Origin of the sequence: Kitasatospora sp. NPDC005751 (genome assembly GCF_040630835.1) — a bacterium.
GTDB lineage: Bacteria > Actinomycetota > Actinomycetes > Streptomycetales > Streptomycetaceae > Kitasatospora.
The window spans coordinates 106,300-121,347 of the sequence record NZ_JBEXYC010000008.1; the positions used below are offsets into that span (position 1 = coordinate 106,300).

A 15,048-nucleotide genomic window follows, 5' to 3' on the forward strand; every position below is an offset into this window, starting at 1 on the left:
GCGGCAGGGGGGAGGCGGCTCAGACGAGGCCGGCCTTCTCCAGGGCGGCGCAGCAGGTGTTGACCAGGAGGCGGGTCACCACGTACGGGTCCACGTTGGCGTTCGGGCGACGGTCCTCGATGTAGCCCTTCTGGTCGACCTCGACCTGCCACGGGATGCGGACCGAGGCGCCGCGGTCGGAGACGCCGTAGCTGTAGACGTTCCACGGAGCGGTCTCGTGCTTGCCGGTCAGGCGCGACTCGATGTCGGCGCCGTACTGGGTGACGTGCTCCAGGACGATCTCCTGCGAGGCGCCGAGCGACTCGCAGGCGGTGATGATCGCGTCGTAGTTCTCGCGCATCGCCTTGGTGGAGAAGTTGGTGTGCGCGCCGGCGCCGTTCCAGTCGCCGCGCGCGGGCTTGGCGTCGAGGGTGGCGTCGATGCCGAACTCCTCGGCGGTGCGGTAGAGCAGGTAGCGGGCGACCCACATGTGGTCGGAGGCGGTCAGCGCGTCGACCGGGCCGATCTGGAACTCCCACTGGCCGGGCATGACCTCGGCGTTGATGCCGCAGAGCGAGAGGCCGGCGGCGAGGCAGCGGTCCATGTGCAGCTCGACGATCTCGCGGCCGAAGACCTCCTCGGCACCGACACCGCAGTAGTAGCCGCCCTGCGGGGCCGGGAAGCCGCCCTCGGGGAAGCCGAGCGGGCGGGAGCCCTTGAAGAAGGTGTACTCCTGCTCGATGCCGAAGATCGACTCCTGAGCGGCGAACTGCTCGGCGATCGGGCGCAGCAGCGCACGGGTGTTGCTCTCGTGCGGGGTGCCGTCGATCTCGTTGACCTCGCACAGGACGAGGATGTTGTCGCCGCCGCGGATCGGGTCCGGGAAGGTGGCAACCGGCTCAAGGACGCGGTCCGAGGCGTGACCCTCGGCCTGGTTGGTGGAGGAGCCGTCGAAGCCCCAGGTGGGGATCTTGTCCGCGTTGGCCAGGATCCGAGTCTTGGAGCGGAGCTTGGCGGTCGGCTTCGTGCCGTCGATCCAGATGTACTCGGCCTTGATTGCCACGGGGGTGAACCTCGCAAACTGGGTGGTGGGTGCCCGCGTAGCGTTGCAAGCCGCCGTTTCCCGGTTGTTCCTCCTATGTAACACCCAGGTGAACCAACCGTCCGCGTTGGCACGGTCACGGTGCGGGAGTGCCGTGGATGGCACCCCGCACCGATCGGCGCACCGCGACGGGTGTCCGTCCTCCACCGCGACGACCCGCAGAGCTTCACCGCGGCGGGCGCGGGCCCTTCACCGCGGCGACCCGCAGAGCTTCACAGCGACGGGTGTCAGTGCTTACGGGCGTGCGCCGCCCGGCGGCGGGTGACCCAGAGCGCGCCGCCGCCGACCGCGACCAGGGCGGCGGCTCCGGCGGCGAGCGGACCGGTCGCGTCACTGCCGCCGGTCGCGGCGAGGTTGCCGCCGGCGGCGGTGGCGGTGGCCTGCGGCCGGGCGGTTCGGCCGGGCGGCGTGCTGGTCGCGTCGACCGCGGGCTGGACGGCCGGGACGGTGCCGGGCGCCGTCGGCGTGACCGAGGGGGTCGGCGTGACCGGTGCGGTCGGCTTCTCGCAGCTCACCGAGGCGACGGTGATCTTCCCGGTCACCTTGGCGACGTTGAGGTTGAGCGGGTTCACCTCGATCCGCACCTCCAGGGCCGAGGCGGCGGCCGTGGTCGAGGTGGTGGCCCGCTTGGAGAACTCCACCGAGACCCTGCCGACCAGCGGCACGTCCACGTCGGTCGGCCCGTACAGGCTGAGGGTGACCGGCTTGCCGAGCACGGTGAGCTTGGCGGGGGCCGTGACGTCGGCGGTGGGCGGCCCGTCGACCGGGCAGGTCACCGAGGAGCTGAGCGCCTCCAGGCCGAGCAGGGTGGTGGCCGGGAGACCGGGCGCGTGCACGTCGGCGTTGACCAGCTTGACCGAGGCGGCGGTGCCCTTGGCGTCCGACTTCACCACCGAGGTGCCGACGTCGGCCTTCACCAGGGTGACCGGGCCCTGCTGGTCGACGCCGTCGACCTTGGCCGTCAGCAGCGACCCTTCGCGCTGGGCCGGGCTCTCGACCTTGTTGAGCGCGAGGTTCACCGGCACGTCGACCTTGCTCAACAGCTGCACGTCCAGCGCGAGTTCGGCGGTGACGGCGCGCGCCCTGCCCGCCGTGGCGGTCGGCGCGGCGGACGCGGCGGTCGAACCCGCGGGCGCGGGAGTGGGGCCGGTCGCGTGCGCCACCGGCGTCACGACCAGCACCGGTGCCACGACCAGCGCCGACGCCACCGCGGCGGCGACGGCGGAGCCGGCGAAGGACGTGGAACGGGAAGAAGACATGGCGGTACCCCCACAGGTGGTGATCTCGGTAGAGCGCGCCTCCGACATCACCCGCGAGGCGGGGCAAGGGGCCGGTGCTCCGTACGACGAGTCGCCAGTCTTCATCGAACAGTGCGTCACATGAGCCACACGGAACGTCATTTCACTCATTCGGGTGAGGTTGACGCCCAAAGCTGCCCGGCGAAGCACTGCGGCAGGACACCTCCGGCAGGACACCTACCGCAGGAGCCCTACGGCAGTCGCCAGTCCACCGGCTGCGCCCCCTGCCGCACCAGCAGCTCGTTGGCCCGGCTGAACGGCCGCGAGCCGAAGAAGCCGCCGTTCGCGGAGTACGGGCTCGGGTGGGCGGACTCGATCGCCGGCACCTCGCCCAGCAGCGGGCGCAGGTTGCGGGCGTCGCGCCCCCAGAGGATCGCCACCAGCGGGCCGCCGCGCGCCGCCAGGGCCTTGATCGCCTGCTCGGTGACCTCTTCCCAGCCCTTGCCGCGGTGCGCGGCGGGCTTGCGCGGGGCGGTGGTCAGGGCCCGGTTCAGCAGCAGCACGCCCTGCCGCGTCCACGGTGTGAGGTCGCCGTTGGAGGGCTGCGGCAGGCCGAGGTCGGTCCCGTACTCCTGGAAGATGTTGATCAGACTCGCCGGGATCGGCCGCACCTCGGCCCCCACCGAGAAGCTGAGCCCGACGGCGTGGCCGGGTGTCGGGTACGGGTCCTGCCCGACGATCAGCACCCGCACGTCGGCGAGGGGCTGTTGGAAGGCGCGCAGGACGTTCGGCCCCGAGGGCAGGTACGTGCGGCCGGCGGCCAGCTCGGCGCGGAGGAAGTCGCCCATGGCGGCGACCCGGCCGGCGACCGGCTCCAGCGCGGTGGCCCAGCCGGGCTCGACGATCTCGTTCAGTGGACGCGGTGCCATGGTCGCCACCCTATCGGCCTACTCGGACAGGCCGTTCACCCGGATGATCATCAAAGCGACCATCGGCCGCACGGCCCCCGGGGTGGACCGCTCAGCCCACCGGCCGCCCGCGCAGCACCACCAGCCGCGGATCGGCGAGCACCCGGACGTCCGCCCGCGGGTCCTCGTCGTACACCACGAAGTCCGCCGACGCCCCCTCCTCCAGGCCCGGTCGGCCGAGCCACCGGCGCGCCCCCCAGGTGGCCGCCGACAGCGCCTCGGCGGGAGCGAGCCCGGCCTTGACCAGCTCGGCCACCTCCTCGGCGACCAGCCCGTGGGCGAGCGAACCACCCGCGTCCGTCCCGACGAAGACCGGGATGCCCGCGTCGTGCGCGGCCCCGACGGTGTCGTAGCGGCGCTCGTGCAGCCGGCGCATGTGCGCGGACCAGGCCGGGAACTTGGCCTCGCCGCCGGCCGCGAGGGTCGGGAAGGTGGCGATGTTGACGAGGGTCGGGACGATCGCGACGCCGCGCTCGGCGAAGGCCGGGATCAGCTCCTCGGTCAGCCCGGTGGCGTGCTCGACGCAGTCGATCCCGGCCGCCAGCAGGTCGGGCAGCGAATCGGCGGCGAAGCAGTGCGCGGTGACCCGCGCGCCCTCCTCGTGCGCCGCCGCGATCGCCTCGGCCAGCGCGTCGCCGGGCCAGCAGGCGGCGAGGTCGCCGGTGCCGCGGTCGATCCAGTCACCGACCAGCTTGACCCAGCCGTCCCCGCGCCGGGCCTCGGCCCGGACGTAGGCGGCGAGGTCACCGGGCTCGATCTCGTGCGCGTAGTTGCGGATGTAGCGCCGGGTACGGGCGATGTGCCGGCCGGCCCGGATGATCCGGGGCAGGTCGTCCCGGTCGTCGATCCACCGGGTGTCGGCGGCCGAACCGGCGTCGCGGATCAGCAGGGTGCCGGCGTCCCGGTCGGTCACCGCCTGCTTCTCACTGGTCGCGGCGTCGACGGCGCCGTGCGCGTCCAGCCCGACGTGGCAGTGCGCGTCCACCAGCCCGGGCAGCACCCAGCCGGTCACCGTGCGCACGTCCGCGGCGGCCGCCGGGCGGTCGAACGCCACCCGGCCGTCCACCACCCAGAGTTCGTCCCGGACGTCCTCCGGCCCGACCAGCACCCGGCCCCTGACGTGCAGCACCGCACCATCGCTCATGCCCCGCACTCTACCGAGCGGGGTCCCGCCCGGGCAGGGCCTTCCCGGCACGCGGGGAGGATGAGGCAGACTCGTCCCTGTCCGAACCGCCTCCCCTCCTCCGTCCCGTTCTCCGAAAGGCCGGCCGCCACCGTGAGCCCGTTCCTCGACCTTCCTCCGCTCAGCGCCGCCGACTTCGCGGCGATCGAGGACAAGGTCGCCGCGCTGCTGCACACCTCCGCCGATGTGATCGTCACCCAGGGTGAGGCGCTGCTGCCGCTGGAGGCCGCGATCCGCAGCGCCGCGCGGCCGGGCTCCACCGCGCTGAACATCGTCACCGGCCCGTACGGCCAGACCTTCGGCAACTGGCTGCGCGACTGCGGGGCGACGGTCGTGGACCTCGCGGTGCCGTTCGACACCGCCGTCACCGCCGCGCAGGTCGCCGAGGCGCTGGCGGCCCACCCGGCGATCGACTTCGTCTCGCTGGTCCACGCGGAGGCCGCCACCGGCAACACCAACCCGGTCGCCGAGATCGCCGCCGTGGTCCGCGCGCACGGTGCGCTGCTGATGGTGGACGCCGTCGCCTCGGTGGCCGCCGAACCGCTGCTCACCGATGCCTGGGGCATCGACCTCTGCGTGATCGGCGGGCAGAAGGCGATGGGCGGCCCGGCCGGGGTCTCCGCCGTCTCGGTCTCCGAGCGCGCCTGGGAGCGGATCGCCGCCAACCCGGCCGCGCCGCGCCGCTCCTACCTCTCGCTGCTGGACTGGAAGGAGCGCTGGACGGACGCCGGGCGCACCGCACTCCCGCACGCTCCGGCCCAGTTGGAGATGCTGGCGCTCGGCGCCTGCCTGGACCGGATCGCCGCGGCCGGCCTGCCCGCCGTGATCGCCCGCCACCGCGCCGCCGCCGCGGCGGTCCGGGCGGGCGTCCGCGCCCTGGGCACCGTCGCCCCGTTCGTCCCGGACGACGCCCACGCGGCGCCGGTCGCCACCACCCTGCGCACCCCCGCCGGCCTGTCCGCCGCCGGGCTCGCCGCGGACCTGCTGCGCCTCGACCCGACCCTCCCCGTCCAGCCCGGCGGCGGCGCGCTCGCCGACTCGATGCTGCGGGTCAACCATTACGGCCCGGCGGCCTCGCTCGCCACCGTCCGCGCCTTCCTGACCGCCCTGGCCACCACCCTCGGCGCCGACGGCGGGGCCGACACCGTCGCCCGGGCGGACGCCGGGTCCGCCCTCAAGGCGGCCGACGCCGCCTGGGAGAGCGCCGTCGCCGCCGGCTGAGACCGGTCGCCCGACCACGCCGCGAACCCCTCGGGAGCTCTTGTTCCCGAGGGGTTCACCGTGTGGCCACCCAGATCTCACCGTCACCCGGCAGGCTCCCGCACGAGGAGAAGTTGGCTATACAACTTCACCAAGCCACCTGCCGACCAGGAGAGACCCATGGCGCTCCCGACCCACCTGCCGCCGTACTGGCTGCGCGACAACTGCCCCTGCGTCGAGTGCCGGGACGGGCGCAGCGGGCAGAAGCTGTTCCAGATCACCGACCTGCCGGCCGACCTCGCCCTCGCCGCCCACGCCGAGGTCGGCGGGAACCTGGAGGTGCTCTGGTCGGACGGCCACCGGTCGCGCTACCCGCTGGAGTGGCTGGCGCGGGACGCCGACGGCGACGGGCGCACCGAGGCGGAGAAGCAGCTCTGGGTCGCGGCCGACTTCCGCCGCGGCATCCCGGAGGCGGCGTGGGAGGCCTACCTGGCCGACCCGGCCGAGCAGGCGGCGGTGCTCGGGGCCGTCCGACGCTCCGGGTTCGCGGTGCTGCGCGGGGTACCGGCGGTCGAACGGCAGGTACTCGCGGTGGCCCGCTCCTTCGGCCACGTCCGGGTCACCAACTACGGTGAGCTGTTCGACGTCCGGGTCGAGCCGGACCCGAACAACCTGGCCTTCACCAGCGCCGCGATCGCCCCGCACAGCGACAACCCGTACCGGGACCCGGTGCCCACCCTGCAGCTGCTGCACTGCCTAGAGAACTCCGCGGCCGGCGGCGACTCCGGGCTGGTGGACGGCTTCAAGGCGGCGGCGCTGCTGCGCGAGGAGTCCCCGGCGGACTTCGTGGTGCTGACCCGTACCCCGGTCCCCTTCGTGTTCCGCGACCGCGGCACCGAACTGCGCGCCGACCGCCCGCTGATCGAGGTGGACGCGCGCGGCCGGATCCGCGAGGTGCGGTTCAACAACCGGTCGATCAGCACCCTGCGCGGGTCCGCCGAGGAGCTGGACGCCTTCTACGCGGCCTACCGCCGGTTCGCCGCGATCACCCTGCGGCCCGAGCTCCGGCTGGACTTCCGGCTCGACCGGGGCGACTGCCTGATCTTCGACAACGTCCGTCTGCTGCACGCCCGGACGGCCTTCGAGCAGGACGGATCGCGCCACCTCCAGGGCTGCTACGCGGACCTCGACTCGCTGCACAGCACCCTCGCGGTGCTGCACCGGCGCACCGCCGCGCTGGACACGATCGCCGCGCTGTTCGCGGGCGAGGGCGCCGGCGAGTACCTGGGCGAGGCGGTCACCATGGCCGAGCACATGCTGCAGGCCGGGGCGCTGGCGCAGGCCGCCGGGGCCGCGCCGGAGCTGGTAGCGGCCGCGCTGCTGCACGACATCGGGCACTTCTTCGACGAGCACGGCCATGGAACGCCGCACGGGCGCGACCTGATGAACGGCCAGGACAACCGGCACGGCAACACCGGCGCCGCCTGGCTGGCCCAGTGGTTCGGCCCGGAGGTCACCGAGCCGGTCCGGCTGCACGTGGCCGCCAAGCGGTACCTGTGCACGGCAGAGCCCGGCTACCGCGAGCGGCTCTCCGAGGCCTCGGAGTACACGCTCCAGGTGCAGGGCGGCCCGATGGGCGCGGAGCAGGCCGCCGCCTTCGCCGCCCTGCCCGGCGCGGCCGACGCCGTCGCCGTGCGCCGCTGGGACGAGCAGGCCAAGGACCCGGACGCCGAGACCCCGGGGTTCGAGCACTTCCGCCCGCTGCTGGCCGCCCTCATGCGCTAGGGGGACTGGGGCGTCGGCCGGTCCGACTCCCCACGCCGGCGCCGGAGTTCAGTCACCCTCCCGGGCGTGCCGCGAGAGGGCGGAGGTGGCCAGCGAGTTGTGGATGCTGAAGGCCACCGTGCCGGGCAGGTAGCGGTCCTGGGACCACTCCACCGGCATCCCGGTCGGGTCGGTGGTCCGGCGCCGCTCACGCAGCAGCGGGCTGCCCCGGCGGCAGCCGAGCAGCCGGGCGTCCTCTGCGTTGGCGGCGACTATGTCGATGGTGTGGTCGGCGTCCGTGAACAGGATGCCGTGCTCGCGCAGGACTTCGGTGTGCGAGACCACGTCGGCCGGCAGCTGGGCGACGATCTCGCCGACCCGGGGCGGGTAGACCGTCCGCTCCACCATCACCGCCGCGCCGGAGAGCGTGCGCAGCCGGACGGTGACGTACACCTCGGAGCCGGCCTCCAGGCGCAGCTGCTCGCGCTCGGCGGCGTCGGCCGGCCGGCGCACCAGCGAGTCCAGGATGCCGCCGGGCTCCTCGCCCATCGAGTAGGCCCAGTGCGTGAAGCTCAGCAGTTCGGAGAAGCTCTGCACCCGGGCGGTGCCCAGCACCACCCGCCGGGTGCCGCGCCGGGAGGTGACCAGGCCGTCGGAGCGCAGCACGGCGAGCGCCTGGCGGACGGTGCCGCGGGAGACCCCGTACTGCTCGGCCAGCGTGCCCTCGGCGGGCAGCCGGCCGGCCTCGCCGAACGCGCCGGTGGTGATCGCCTCGCGCAGATCGGCGGCGACCTTGCGGTAGAGCGCACCGGCGGCGCGCTCCTGGCCCGGCGCGGCAGGGGCCACGGGGGCGGCGGGTGCCGCGGGTGCCGCAGGGACCGCGGGGCGGTCGGGCTCCAGTGCCACGTCAGTCAATGTCCCTCCTGGGGCGGTGTCCTGCGCAGCCGTACCGGCCCGGACAGCCCGACTTTATCCCGCTGCGCCTTCGAAGCATCGCATTCGGTCGATCACTGACCGAGGCCCTGATTCGACCGTTCCCGTAGCCGCCCCCGGTTCTGGGCCATCCGTTCACCTTCCCGTCACCGGACTCCGGCGTACTTACCTCCGTCAGGCGAAGTTGGCTAGTCAACTCGGACGGTTCCGAACGACTGATCGCCTGGCCCGCCCTTGTGAAGAAGCACCTCTCAGCGAGACGCACCCCCGCGAAACGCACCCCTCGCAGTACGCCCCTGATCAGGAGACTGACCCGTGACCGTGCACCGTGCCCGCGCCGCCGCCTTCGCGGCCGTACTGACCGCCGCCGCGCTCTCCCTCACCGCCTGCGGCTCCGCCGGTTCGACCGCCCCGAAGTCCGGTGACGCCGCCAAGGCCGGCGCGAAGGACGCCAAGGACGCCACCTCGCTCGCCGACTTCGGCGGTCTGGACGGCCTCGTCGCCGCCGCCAAGAAGGAGGGCAAGCTGCACGTCATCACGCTGCCCAGGGACTGGGCCAACTACGGCAAGATCATGGACTCGTTCAAGGCCAAGTACGGCATCGAGATCGAGGACGAGAACCCGGACGGCTCCAGCCAGGACGAGATCAACGCGATCACCTCCCGCAAGGGCCAGGACCGCGCCCCCGACGTCGTCGACCTCGGCAGCGCGTTCGCGCTCCAGGCGGTCAAGGACGGCCTGCTCGCCCCCTACAAGGTGGCCACCTTCGACAAGGTGCCGGACACCATGAAGGACGCGAACGGCGCCGCCGTCAACGACTACGGCGGCTACGTCTCCATCGGCTGCGACGCCAAGAAGATCCCGAACTGCCCGAAGACCTTCGCGGACCTGCTCAAGCCCGAGTACAAGGGCCAGGTCGCCTTGAACGGCAACCCGACCAAGTCCGGCTCCGCGTTCGGCGGCGTCTACGCGGCCGCGCTCGCCAACGGCGGTTCGCTGGACAACATCCAGCCCGGCATCGACTTCTTCGGCAAGCTGAAGGCCACGGGCAACTTCAACCCCGTCGAGTCCACCCCGGCCACCATCGAGAAGGGCGAGACCCCGATCTCGATCGACTGGTCGTACCTGAACGCCGGCTACACCGACGAGTTCAAGGAGAAGGGCGTCGACTGGAAGGTCTCCGTCCCCTCCGACGGCAGCTACGCCCAGTTCTACAACCAGGCCGTCAACAAGTGGGCCCCGCACCCGGCGGCCGCCCGCCTGTGGCAGGAGTACCTGTTCAGCGCCGAGGGCCAGAACCTCTTCCTCGGCGGCTACGCCACCCCCTCCACCTTCGAGGCCCTGAAGAAGGACGGCACCCTCGACACCGCGGCCGCCGCCAAGCTGCCCGCCGTCGAGAAGCCGTTCACCACCTTCCCGACCCAGGACCAGATCACGGCCGCCAAGAAGGTCGTCACCGAGAACTGGACCAAGGCCATCGCAGGCTGACACCCTGCCGCAGCAACCCGAAACGGGCTGATCCCACTCATGACCACGGCTCCCGCCCCGGTGCCGACCACCCCCGCCGCCACCGTTCACGGTGGCGGCGGGGGGGCGTCCGCCACCGCTCCCGCCCCCACCCCCGCCCGGCCCGCCCGCCGACGCCCGCGCGGCGGCTCCTGGCTCGCCACGGTGCCGCTCTTCCTCTTCTTCCTGATCGGCTTCGGCCTCCCCGCCGTCGCCATCGTGATCGGCGCGTTCACCACCTCCAGCGACGCGGAGGGCGGGGGCGGCCAGTTCACCCTCGACAACATCAGGGACTCCGTCCAGGGCGCGTACTGGACGGCGATGCTCAGCAGCCTCAAGCTGTCCGCGCTGACCGCGCTGCTCGCCACCCTGATCGGCCTGCCGATCGCGCAGGCCGTGGTGACCTCCCGGCAGACCTGGCTGCGCCAGGCGGTGCTGACCGCCTCCGGCGTGCTCGCCAACTTCGGCGGCCTGCCGCTCGCCTTCGCGTTCGTCGCCACCCTCGGCAACGCGGGCGAGGTCACCAAGCTGCTCCACCTGACGGACCACGGCTGGTCGCTCTACTCCTTCACCGGCCTGACCATCGTCTACCTGTACTTCCTCATCCCGCTGATGGTGCTCACCATCACCCCGGCCCTGGACGGCCTCCGGGTCCAGTGGCGCGAGGCGGCCCACAACAACCGGGCCACCACCGTCCAGTACTGGCTGCACGTCGCGCTGCCGATCCTGCTGCCCTCCCTGCTGGGCGGCTTCGTGCTGCTGTTCGGCAGCGCCTTCGCCGCGTACGCCACCGCCGCGGCCATGGTCGGCGCGACCGTGCCGCTGGTCAGCCGCTCGATCGCGGACGCGCTCTCCGGCAACGTGCTGGTCGGCCAGGGCAACCTCGCGCTCGCCCTCAGCCTCAACATGATCGTGGTGGCCGTCCTGGTGATGGCCGTGTACCTCCCCCTCCAGCGCCGGAGTGCCCGATGGCTCAGCTGACCTCCGCCCGCCCCTCCTCGCCGCGCCGCAAGGTGCGCTGGTGGCGCGGCACCGTCCTGCTGCTCGCGGGCGTCTACTTCGTCGTCCCGCTGGCCGCCGCCGGCTACTTCTCGATCGACGACCCGAAGGGCTACTCCTTCGAGGCGTACACCGGACTGCTCAGCGCCCCCGGCTTCCTGGACAGCCTCTGGCTCACCCTGGGCCTGGCCGTGGTCACCGTCCTGGTGCTGCTGCTCCTGCTGGTACCGGCGCTGATCGCGGTGCGGCTCGGCTCGCCGAGGCTGCGCCCGGTGATCGACGTGCTCTGCACCCTGCCGCTGGTCGTCCCGCCGGTCGCGCTGACCGCCGGCCTGATCGGCGTGCTGCGCTGGGGCCCGGACTACCTGATGGACACGCCGTTCTTCCAGACCTTCGTGTTCATCCAGGACCCGGACTTCCCGCTGGTGCTGGTCATCGCCTACGTGCTGATGTCGCTCCCGCTCGCCTACCGGGCGCTGGACGCCGGTCTGCGCGCGGTGGACCTGCGCACCCTGGTCGAGGCCGCCCGCAACTGCGGCGCGAGCTGGCCGCGCGCGGTGTTCACCGTGGTGCTGCCCAACCTGCGCGGCGCGCTGCTGAACGCCTCCTTCCTCACCCTGGCCCTGGTCCTCGGCGAGTTCACCGCCGCCTCGATCCTCGGCTACCAGCCCTTCCCGGTGTGGATCTACTCGGTCGGCAACAGCCAGGCCCACATGTCGGTCGCGGTCTCCATCCTGAGCCTGCTGATCACCTGGCTGCTGCTGCTCCTGCTGGCCACCGTCGGCCGCGAGCGCCGCCACAAGACCACCACTTCCTGAAGCCCCCGGAGCGATCCCCATCATGACCACGGTTACCGCCCCCGTCGCCGGCACCCACCTCGCACCCGGCGGCGCGACCGTCGAATTCCTCGGCCTGCGCCGCTCGTTCGGTGCCACCACCGCGCTGGACGGCCTCGACCTGACCGTCCGGCCCGGCGAGCTCCTCGCCCTGCTCGGCCCGTCCGGCTGCGGCAAGACGACCGCGCTGCGCATCCTGGCCGGCTTCGAGCAGCACGACTCCGGCCAGGTGCTGGTGGACGGCGAGGACATCACCCGCATCCCCGCGCACCGGCGCGACGCGGGCATGGTGTTCCAGTCCTACAGCCTGTTCCCGCACCTGACCGCCGCGGACAACGTGGCCTTCGGCATGCGGATGCGCGGCACCGGCAAGGCCGAACGCCGCAGGCGCGCCCAGGAGCTGCTGGAGCTGGTCGGTCTGCCGCAGCACGCCGACCGCTACCCGCACCAGATGTCCGGCGGCCAGCAGCAGCGCATCGCGCTCGCCCGCGCGCTCGCCCTGCGGCCGCGCGTGCTGCTGCTCGACGAGCCGCTCTCCGCCCTGGACGCCAAGGTCCGCCTCTCGCTGCGCGAGGAGATCCGCCGCCTCCAGCAGGAGCTGGGGATCACCACCCTGTTCGTCACCCACGACCAGGAGGAGGCGCTCTCGATGGCCGACCGGGTCGCGGTGCTGCGCGCGGGCCGGCTGGAGCAGTGCGCCACACCGTCCGAGCTGTACGCCCGCCCGGCCACCGCCTTCGTCGCCGAGTTCGTCGGCACCATGAGCCGCATCCCCTGCACCCGCACCGCCGACGGCGTCGAGGTGCTCGGCCGCCGCCACGCGGTGGACGGGGCCGCGCCGGCGGACGGCTCGCTCGACGTGCTGGTCCGGCCGGAGAACGTGTCGCTGGTCCCGGCCCCGAACGGCCAGGCGCTGGTGGTCTCCGCGTCCTTCCTGGGCGCCGTCACCCGCCTCACCGTCCGGCTCGACGACGGCACCGAGGTCAAGGCCGACCTGCCGACCGACGCCGCCGCCCTCCTGCCGGTCGGCTCGCGCGCCGCGCTGTCGCTGCCGGAGCGCCCGGTCCTGGTCGACCGTCGTACGGTCTGACCTGTCCGCTCGTCCGACGAACCACCGAAGGTACCGCCATGCCTGATACCGCTCAGCCCGATTCCGCACAGCCGGGTTCCGCACAGCCGGGTTCCGCACAGCCCGATTCCGCACAGCCCGACCCGGCGAAGGCCGACCCCACGAAGCCCGGGTCCGCCGCGCCCGCCGCCGTCCTGTTCGACATGGACGGCACCCTCGTCGACACCGAGCACCTCTGGTGGCAGGCCGCCGCCGAACTCGCCGACGAGCTGCGCCATCCGCTCACCGACCAGGACGCGCCCGAGGTGCTCGGCCAGGCCATCGAGCACACCGCGGCCCATCTGCACCGGGTCAGCGGCACCAGCCTCAGCGAGGCCGAACTCGCCGACCGCCTCGGCGAGTCCTTCGCCGGCAAGGTCGCCGCGCAGACCGTCCCGCGGCCGGGGGCGCTCGCCCTGCTCGCCGAGCTCCGGGACGCCCGGGTGCCCACCGCGCTGGTGTCGGCCTCCCCGCGCCGGGTGGTCGACCTCGTGCTGTCCACCATCGGCCGCGACTGGTTCGCCGTGACGCTGGCCGCCGAGGACACCCCGCGCACCAAGCCCGCGCCCGACCCCTACCTCGCCGCCGCCGAGCGGCTGGGCCTCGACCCGGCGGACTGCGTGGCCGTCGAGGACACCCCGACCGGCGTCGCCTCGGCCGCCGCCGCGGGCTGCGCGGTGCTCGCCGTCCCCTCGACCGCCGCGCCCATCCCCCGGGGATCGCGCGTCACCCTGCTGGACAGCCTGGTGAACGCCGACCTCGCGCTGCTGGGGAAGCTCGGCGCCGCACCCGCGGTGTGACCGGCCATGCCCTATCTCCTGCTCGCCCTCGCCATCGTCAGTGAGGTCTGCGCCACCAGCGCCCTCAAGCTCACCGAGGGCTTCACCCGCCTCTGGCCGAGCCTCGGCGTCGCCGTCGGCTACGTGCTCTCCTTCGCCCTGCTCGGCAGGGCCCTGAAGCACATACCGGTCTCGGTCGCCTACGCCGTCTGGTCCGGCGCCGGTACGGCCGCCGTGGCGGGCATCGGCGTGATCGCCTTCGGCGAGTCGCTGGGCCGGCTCCAGTGGCTCGGCCTGGCCCTGATCATCGTCGGCGTGGTGGTGCTCAACCTGAAGGGCACCCACTGAGCCGCCCGCCCGCCCCGCGCGCACGGCGGCGGGGCGGGCGCCGTGGCTCTTCGCCGTAGCCGCGACGCGTGTGCCGGGCGCGCCGGATGCGACTCCCCCGCTCGTCAACGGCCGGCAATCAAGGGCGAGTTGTTCCCCTTCCCGACAGCGTCCACCCCGACACCGTGGACGCCTTCGCCGGCCCGCCCTCCACCGTCGCCCCCGGCGCCACCCGTCCCCGCACCTGGGGCGCCGCCACCACCGACGGCCGGTACGACTTCACCGTCCACGGCCCCGACGGCTTCGTCCGCCGCTTCGTCGGCGCCGTCACCGCACCCACCGGCACCCGCTCCACCCAGCGCTACGCGGCACCCTGCACTGACCCGCCCCGGCGAGCGAAGGCGCCCCCTATCCTGCGGTGATGATCAAGCCGATAGAACTGGTGATCTTCGACTGCGACGGCGTGCTGGTCGACAGCGAGCGCATCGCGGCCCGCGTCCAGGTCGCCCTGGGCGCGGAGCTGGGCTGGCCGCTCACCGAGGCGGAGGTGGTCGAGCGGTTCATCGGGCGCTCCCACGCCTCGATCGGCGAGCAGGTCGCCGCCCGGCTCGGGGAGGCCACCGCGGCGCTCTGGAGCAGTCGTTTCGAGCAGCTCCACCGCGAGCAGGTGGACGTCGGGCTGGCCCCGGTCGACGGGCTCCCCGAGGCGCTGGCCGCCCTCACCCTGCCGACCTGCGTCGCCTCCAGCGGCTCGCACGAGAAGATGCGTCACACCCTGGGCCGCACCGGCCTCTACGAGCACTTCGCGGGCCGGATCTTCAGTGCCACCGAGGTCGCCCGCGGCAAGCCCGCGCCGGACCTCTTCCTGCACGCCGCCCGGCGGTCGGGCGTCGACCCGGCCGCCTGCGCGGTGGTCGAGGACAGCCGCCCCGGTGTCGAGGCCGCCCGCGCCGCCGGCATGCGCGCCTTCGGCTACGCCGGCGGCCTGACCCCCGCCGAGCGGCTCGCGGGCCCCGGCACCGTCGTCTTCCACGACATGCGCGAACTGCCCGGCCTGCTCGCCGCCCACTGAGCCCGGGCCCACCGCGGGATCACCCCGAGGAGAAGCCGGCCGGGCGGGTCGGCG

At 73.4% G+C, this 15,048-nt stretch carries 15 protein-coding genes; 10 read left to right on the forward strand and 5 right to left on the reverse strand.

The genetic code is table 11. The features are described from left to right. Window positions 1–19 precede the first annotated feature (19 nt). The 4 genes from glnII to ABZ497_RS11310 form a co-directional block, all read right to left on the reverse strand. The gene (gene glnII, locus ABZ497_RS11295; protein WP_359804397.1) at window positions 20–1,042 is read right to left on the reverse strand and encodes a glutamine synthetase; all 1,023 of its coding nucleotides are present in this window, start codon (window positions 1,040–1,042) and stop codon (window positions 20–22) included. Window positions 1,043–1,308: 266 nt separating this feature from the next. Then, window positions 1,309–2,340, reverse strand: coding sequence for an SCO1860 family LAETG-anchored protein (locus ABZ497_RS11300; protein WP_359804398.1), 1,032 nt, complete (start codon window positions 2,338–2,340; stop codon window positions 1,309–1,311). A gap of 230 nt (window positions 2,341–2,570) precedes the next feature. Then, the gene (locus ABZ497_RS11305) at window positions 2,571–3,248 is read right to left on the reverse strand and encodes a uracil-DNA glycosylase (protein ID WP_329490063.1); all 678 of its coding nucleotides are present in this window, start codon (window positions 3,246–3,248) and stop codon (window positions 2,571–2,573) included. Between the two features lie 91 nt (window positions 3,249–3,339). Then, entirely contained in the window at window positions 3,340–4,431 is a 1,092-nt protein-coding gene (locus ABZ497_RS11310) for an amidohydrolase family protein (RefSeq protein WP_329490062.1), read from the reverse strand. A 132-nt stretch (window positions 4,432–4,563) separates the two neighbouring features. Between ABZ497_RS11310 and ABZ497_RS11315 the strand changes: the two genes are divergently transcribed. Then, window positions 4,564–5,691 carry an aminotransferase class V-fold PLP-dependent enzyme gene (locus ABZ497_RS11315; RefSeq protein WP_359804399.1) on the forward strand — a complete coding sequence of 376 codons (1,128 nt, stop codon included), beginning with the start codon at window positions 4,564–4,566 and terminating at the stop codon, window positions 5,689–5,691. A 159-nt stretch (window positions 5,692–5,850) separates the two neighbouring features. Next, complete coding sequence (locus ABZ497_RS11320) at window positions 5,851–7,455, forward strand: TauD/TfdA family dioxygenase (RefSeq protein ID WP_359804400.1); 1,605 nt, start codon at window positions 5,851–5,853, stop codon at window positions 7,453–7,455. Between the two features lie 48 nt (window positions 7,456–7,503). Here the strand turns inward: ABZ497_RS11320 and ABZ497_RS11325 are convergent, their stop codons facing one another. Next, window positions 7,504–8,340, reverse strand: a complete 837-nt coding sequence (locus tag ABZ497_RS11325) for a GntR family transcriptional regulator (RefSeq protein ID WP_329492294.1) — start codon at window positions 8,338–8,340, stop codon at window positions 7,504–7,506. 342 nt (window positions 8,341–8,682) lie between these two features. Between ABZ497_RS11325 and ABZ497_RS11330 the strand changes: the two genes are divergently transcribed. From ABZ497_RS11330 to ABZ497_RS11365, 8 genes are all read left to right on the forward strand, one after another. Further along, complete coding sequence (locus tag ABZ497_RS11330) at window positions 8,683–9,855, forward strand: ABC transporter substrate-binding protein (protein ID WP_329490059.1); 1,173 nt, start codon at window positions 8,683–8,685, stop codon at window positions 9,853–9,855. 39 nt (window positions 9,856–9,894) lie between these two features. After that, window positions 9,895–10,854, forward strand: a complete 960-nt coding sequence (locus ABZ497_RS11335; protein WP_359804401.1) for an ABC transporter permease subunit — start codon at window positions 9,895–9,897, stop codon at window positions 10,852–10,854. Next, a complete protein-coding gene (locus ABZ497_RS11340; RefSeq protein ID WP_359804402.1) occupies window positions 10,842–11,690 on the forward strand; it encodes an ABC transporter permease subunit in 849 nt (282 codons plus the stop codon). Before ABZ497_RS11335 ends, ABZ497_RS11340 begins: the two co-directional genes overlap by 13 nt. Before the next feature lie 22 nt (window positions 11,691–11,712). Continuing rightward, window positions 11,713–12,798 carry an ABC transporter ATP-binding protein gene (locus ABZ497_RS11345; protein WP_359804403.1) on the forward strand — a complete coding sequence of 362 codons (1,086 nt, stop codon included), beginning with the start codon at window positions 11,713–11,715 and terminating at the stop codon, window positions 12,796–12,798. A gap of 38 nt (window positions 12,799–12,836) precedes the next feature. Continuing rightward, window positions 12,837–13,616 (forward strand): HAD family phosphatase, encoded by a 780-nt coding sequence (locus ABZ497_RS11350; protein ID WP_359804404.1) that lies wholly within the window; start codon window positions 12,837–12,839, stop codon window positions 13,614–13,616. 6 nt (window positions 13,617–13,622) lie between these two features. Next, the gene (locus ABZ497_RS11355) at window positions 13,623–13,943 is read left to right on the forward strand and encodes a multidrug efflux SMR transporter (RefSeq protein ID WP_329490053.1); all 321 of its coding nucleotides are present in this window, start codon (window positions 13,623–13,625) and stop codon (window positions 13,941–13,943) included. A gap of 86 nt (window positions 13,944–14,029) precedes the next feature. Beyond that, window positions 14,030–14,344 carry a phospholipase domain-containing protein gene (locus tag ABZ497_RS11360; RefSeq protein ID WP_359804405.1) on the forward strand — a complete coding sequence of 105 codons (315 nt, stop codon included), beginning with the start codon at window positions 14,030–14,032 and terminating at the stop codon, window positions 14,342–14,344. Beyond that, on the forward strand, window positions 14,344–14,994 hold the full coding sequence (locus ABZ497_RS11365; RefSeq protein ID WP_359804406.1) for an HAD family hydrolase: 651 nt from the start codon (window positions 14,344–14,346) through the stop codon (window positions 14,992–14,994). The genes ABZ497_RS11360 and ABZ497_RS11365 overlap by 1 nt, the downstream gene beginning before the upstream one ends. Window positions 14,995–15,048: the final 54 nt, after the last annotated feature.

Bases quoted from the DNA above. Each gene is read 5' to 3' on its own strand.
- ABZ497_RS11310 (WP_329490062.1), bottom strand. From the start codon at position 4,431: ATGAGCGATGGTGCGGTGCTGCACGTCAGGGGCCGGGTGCTGGTCGGG.
- ABZ497_RS11340 (WP_359804402.1), top strand. From the start codon at position 10,842: ATGGCTCAGCTGACCTCCGCCCGCCCCTCCTCGCCGCGCCGCAAGGTG.
- ABZ497_RS11345 (WP_359804403.1), top strand. From the start codon at position 11,713: ATGACCACGGTTACCGCCCCCGTCGCCGGCACCCACCTCGCACCCGGC.
- ABZ497_RS11300 (WP_359804398.1), bottom strand. From the start codon at position 2,340: ATGTCTTCTTCCCGTTCCACGTCCTTCGCCGGCTCCGCCGTCGCCGCC.
- ABZ497_RS11350 (WP_359804404.1), top strand. From the start codon at position 12,837: ATGCCTGATACCGCTCAGCCCGATTCCGCACAGCCGGGTTCCGCACAG.
- ABZ497_RS11365 (WP_359804406.1), top strand. From the start codon at position 14,344: ATGATCAAGCCGATAGAACTGGTGATCTTCGACTGCGACGGCGTGCTG.
- ABZ497_RS11305 (WP_329490063.1), bottom strand. From the start codon at position 3,248: ATGGCACCGCGTCCACTGAACGAGATCGTCGAGCCCGGCTGGGCCACC.
- ABZ497_RS11360 (WP_359804405.1), top strand. From the start codon at position 14,030: ATGCGACTCCCCCGCTCGTCAACGGCCGGCAATCAAGGGCGAGTTGTT.
- ABZ497_RS11320 (WP_359804400.1), top strand. From the start codon at position 5,851: ATGGCGCTCCCGACCCACCTGCCGCCGTACTGGCTGCGCGACAACTGC.
- ABZ497_RS11355 (WP_329490053.1), top strand. From the start codon at position 13,623: ATGCCCTATCTCCTGCTCGCCCTCGCCATCGTCAGTGAGGTCTGCGCC.
- ABZ497_RS11335 (WP_359804401.1), top strand. From the start codon at position 9,895: ATGACCACGGCTCCCGCCCCGGTGCCGACCACCCCCGCCGCCACCGTT.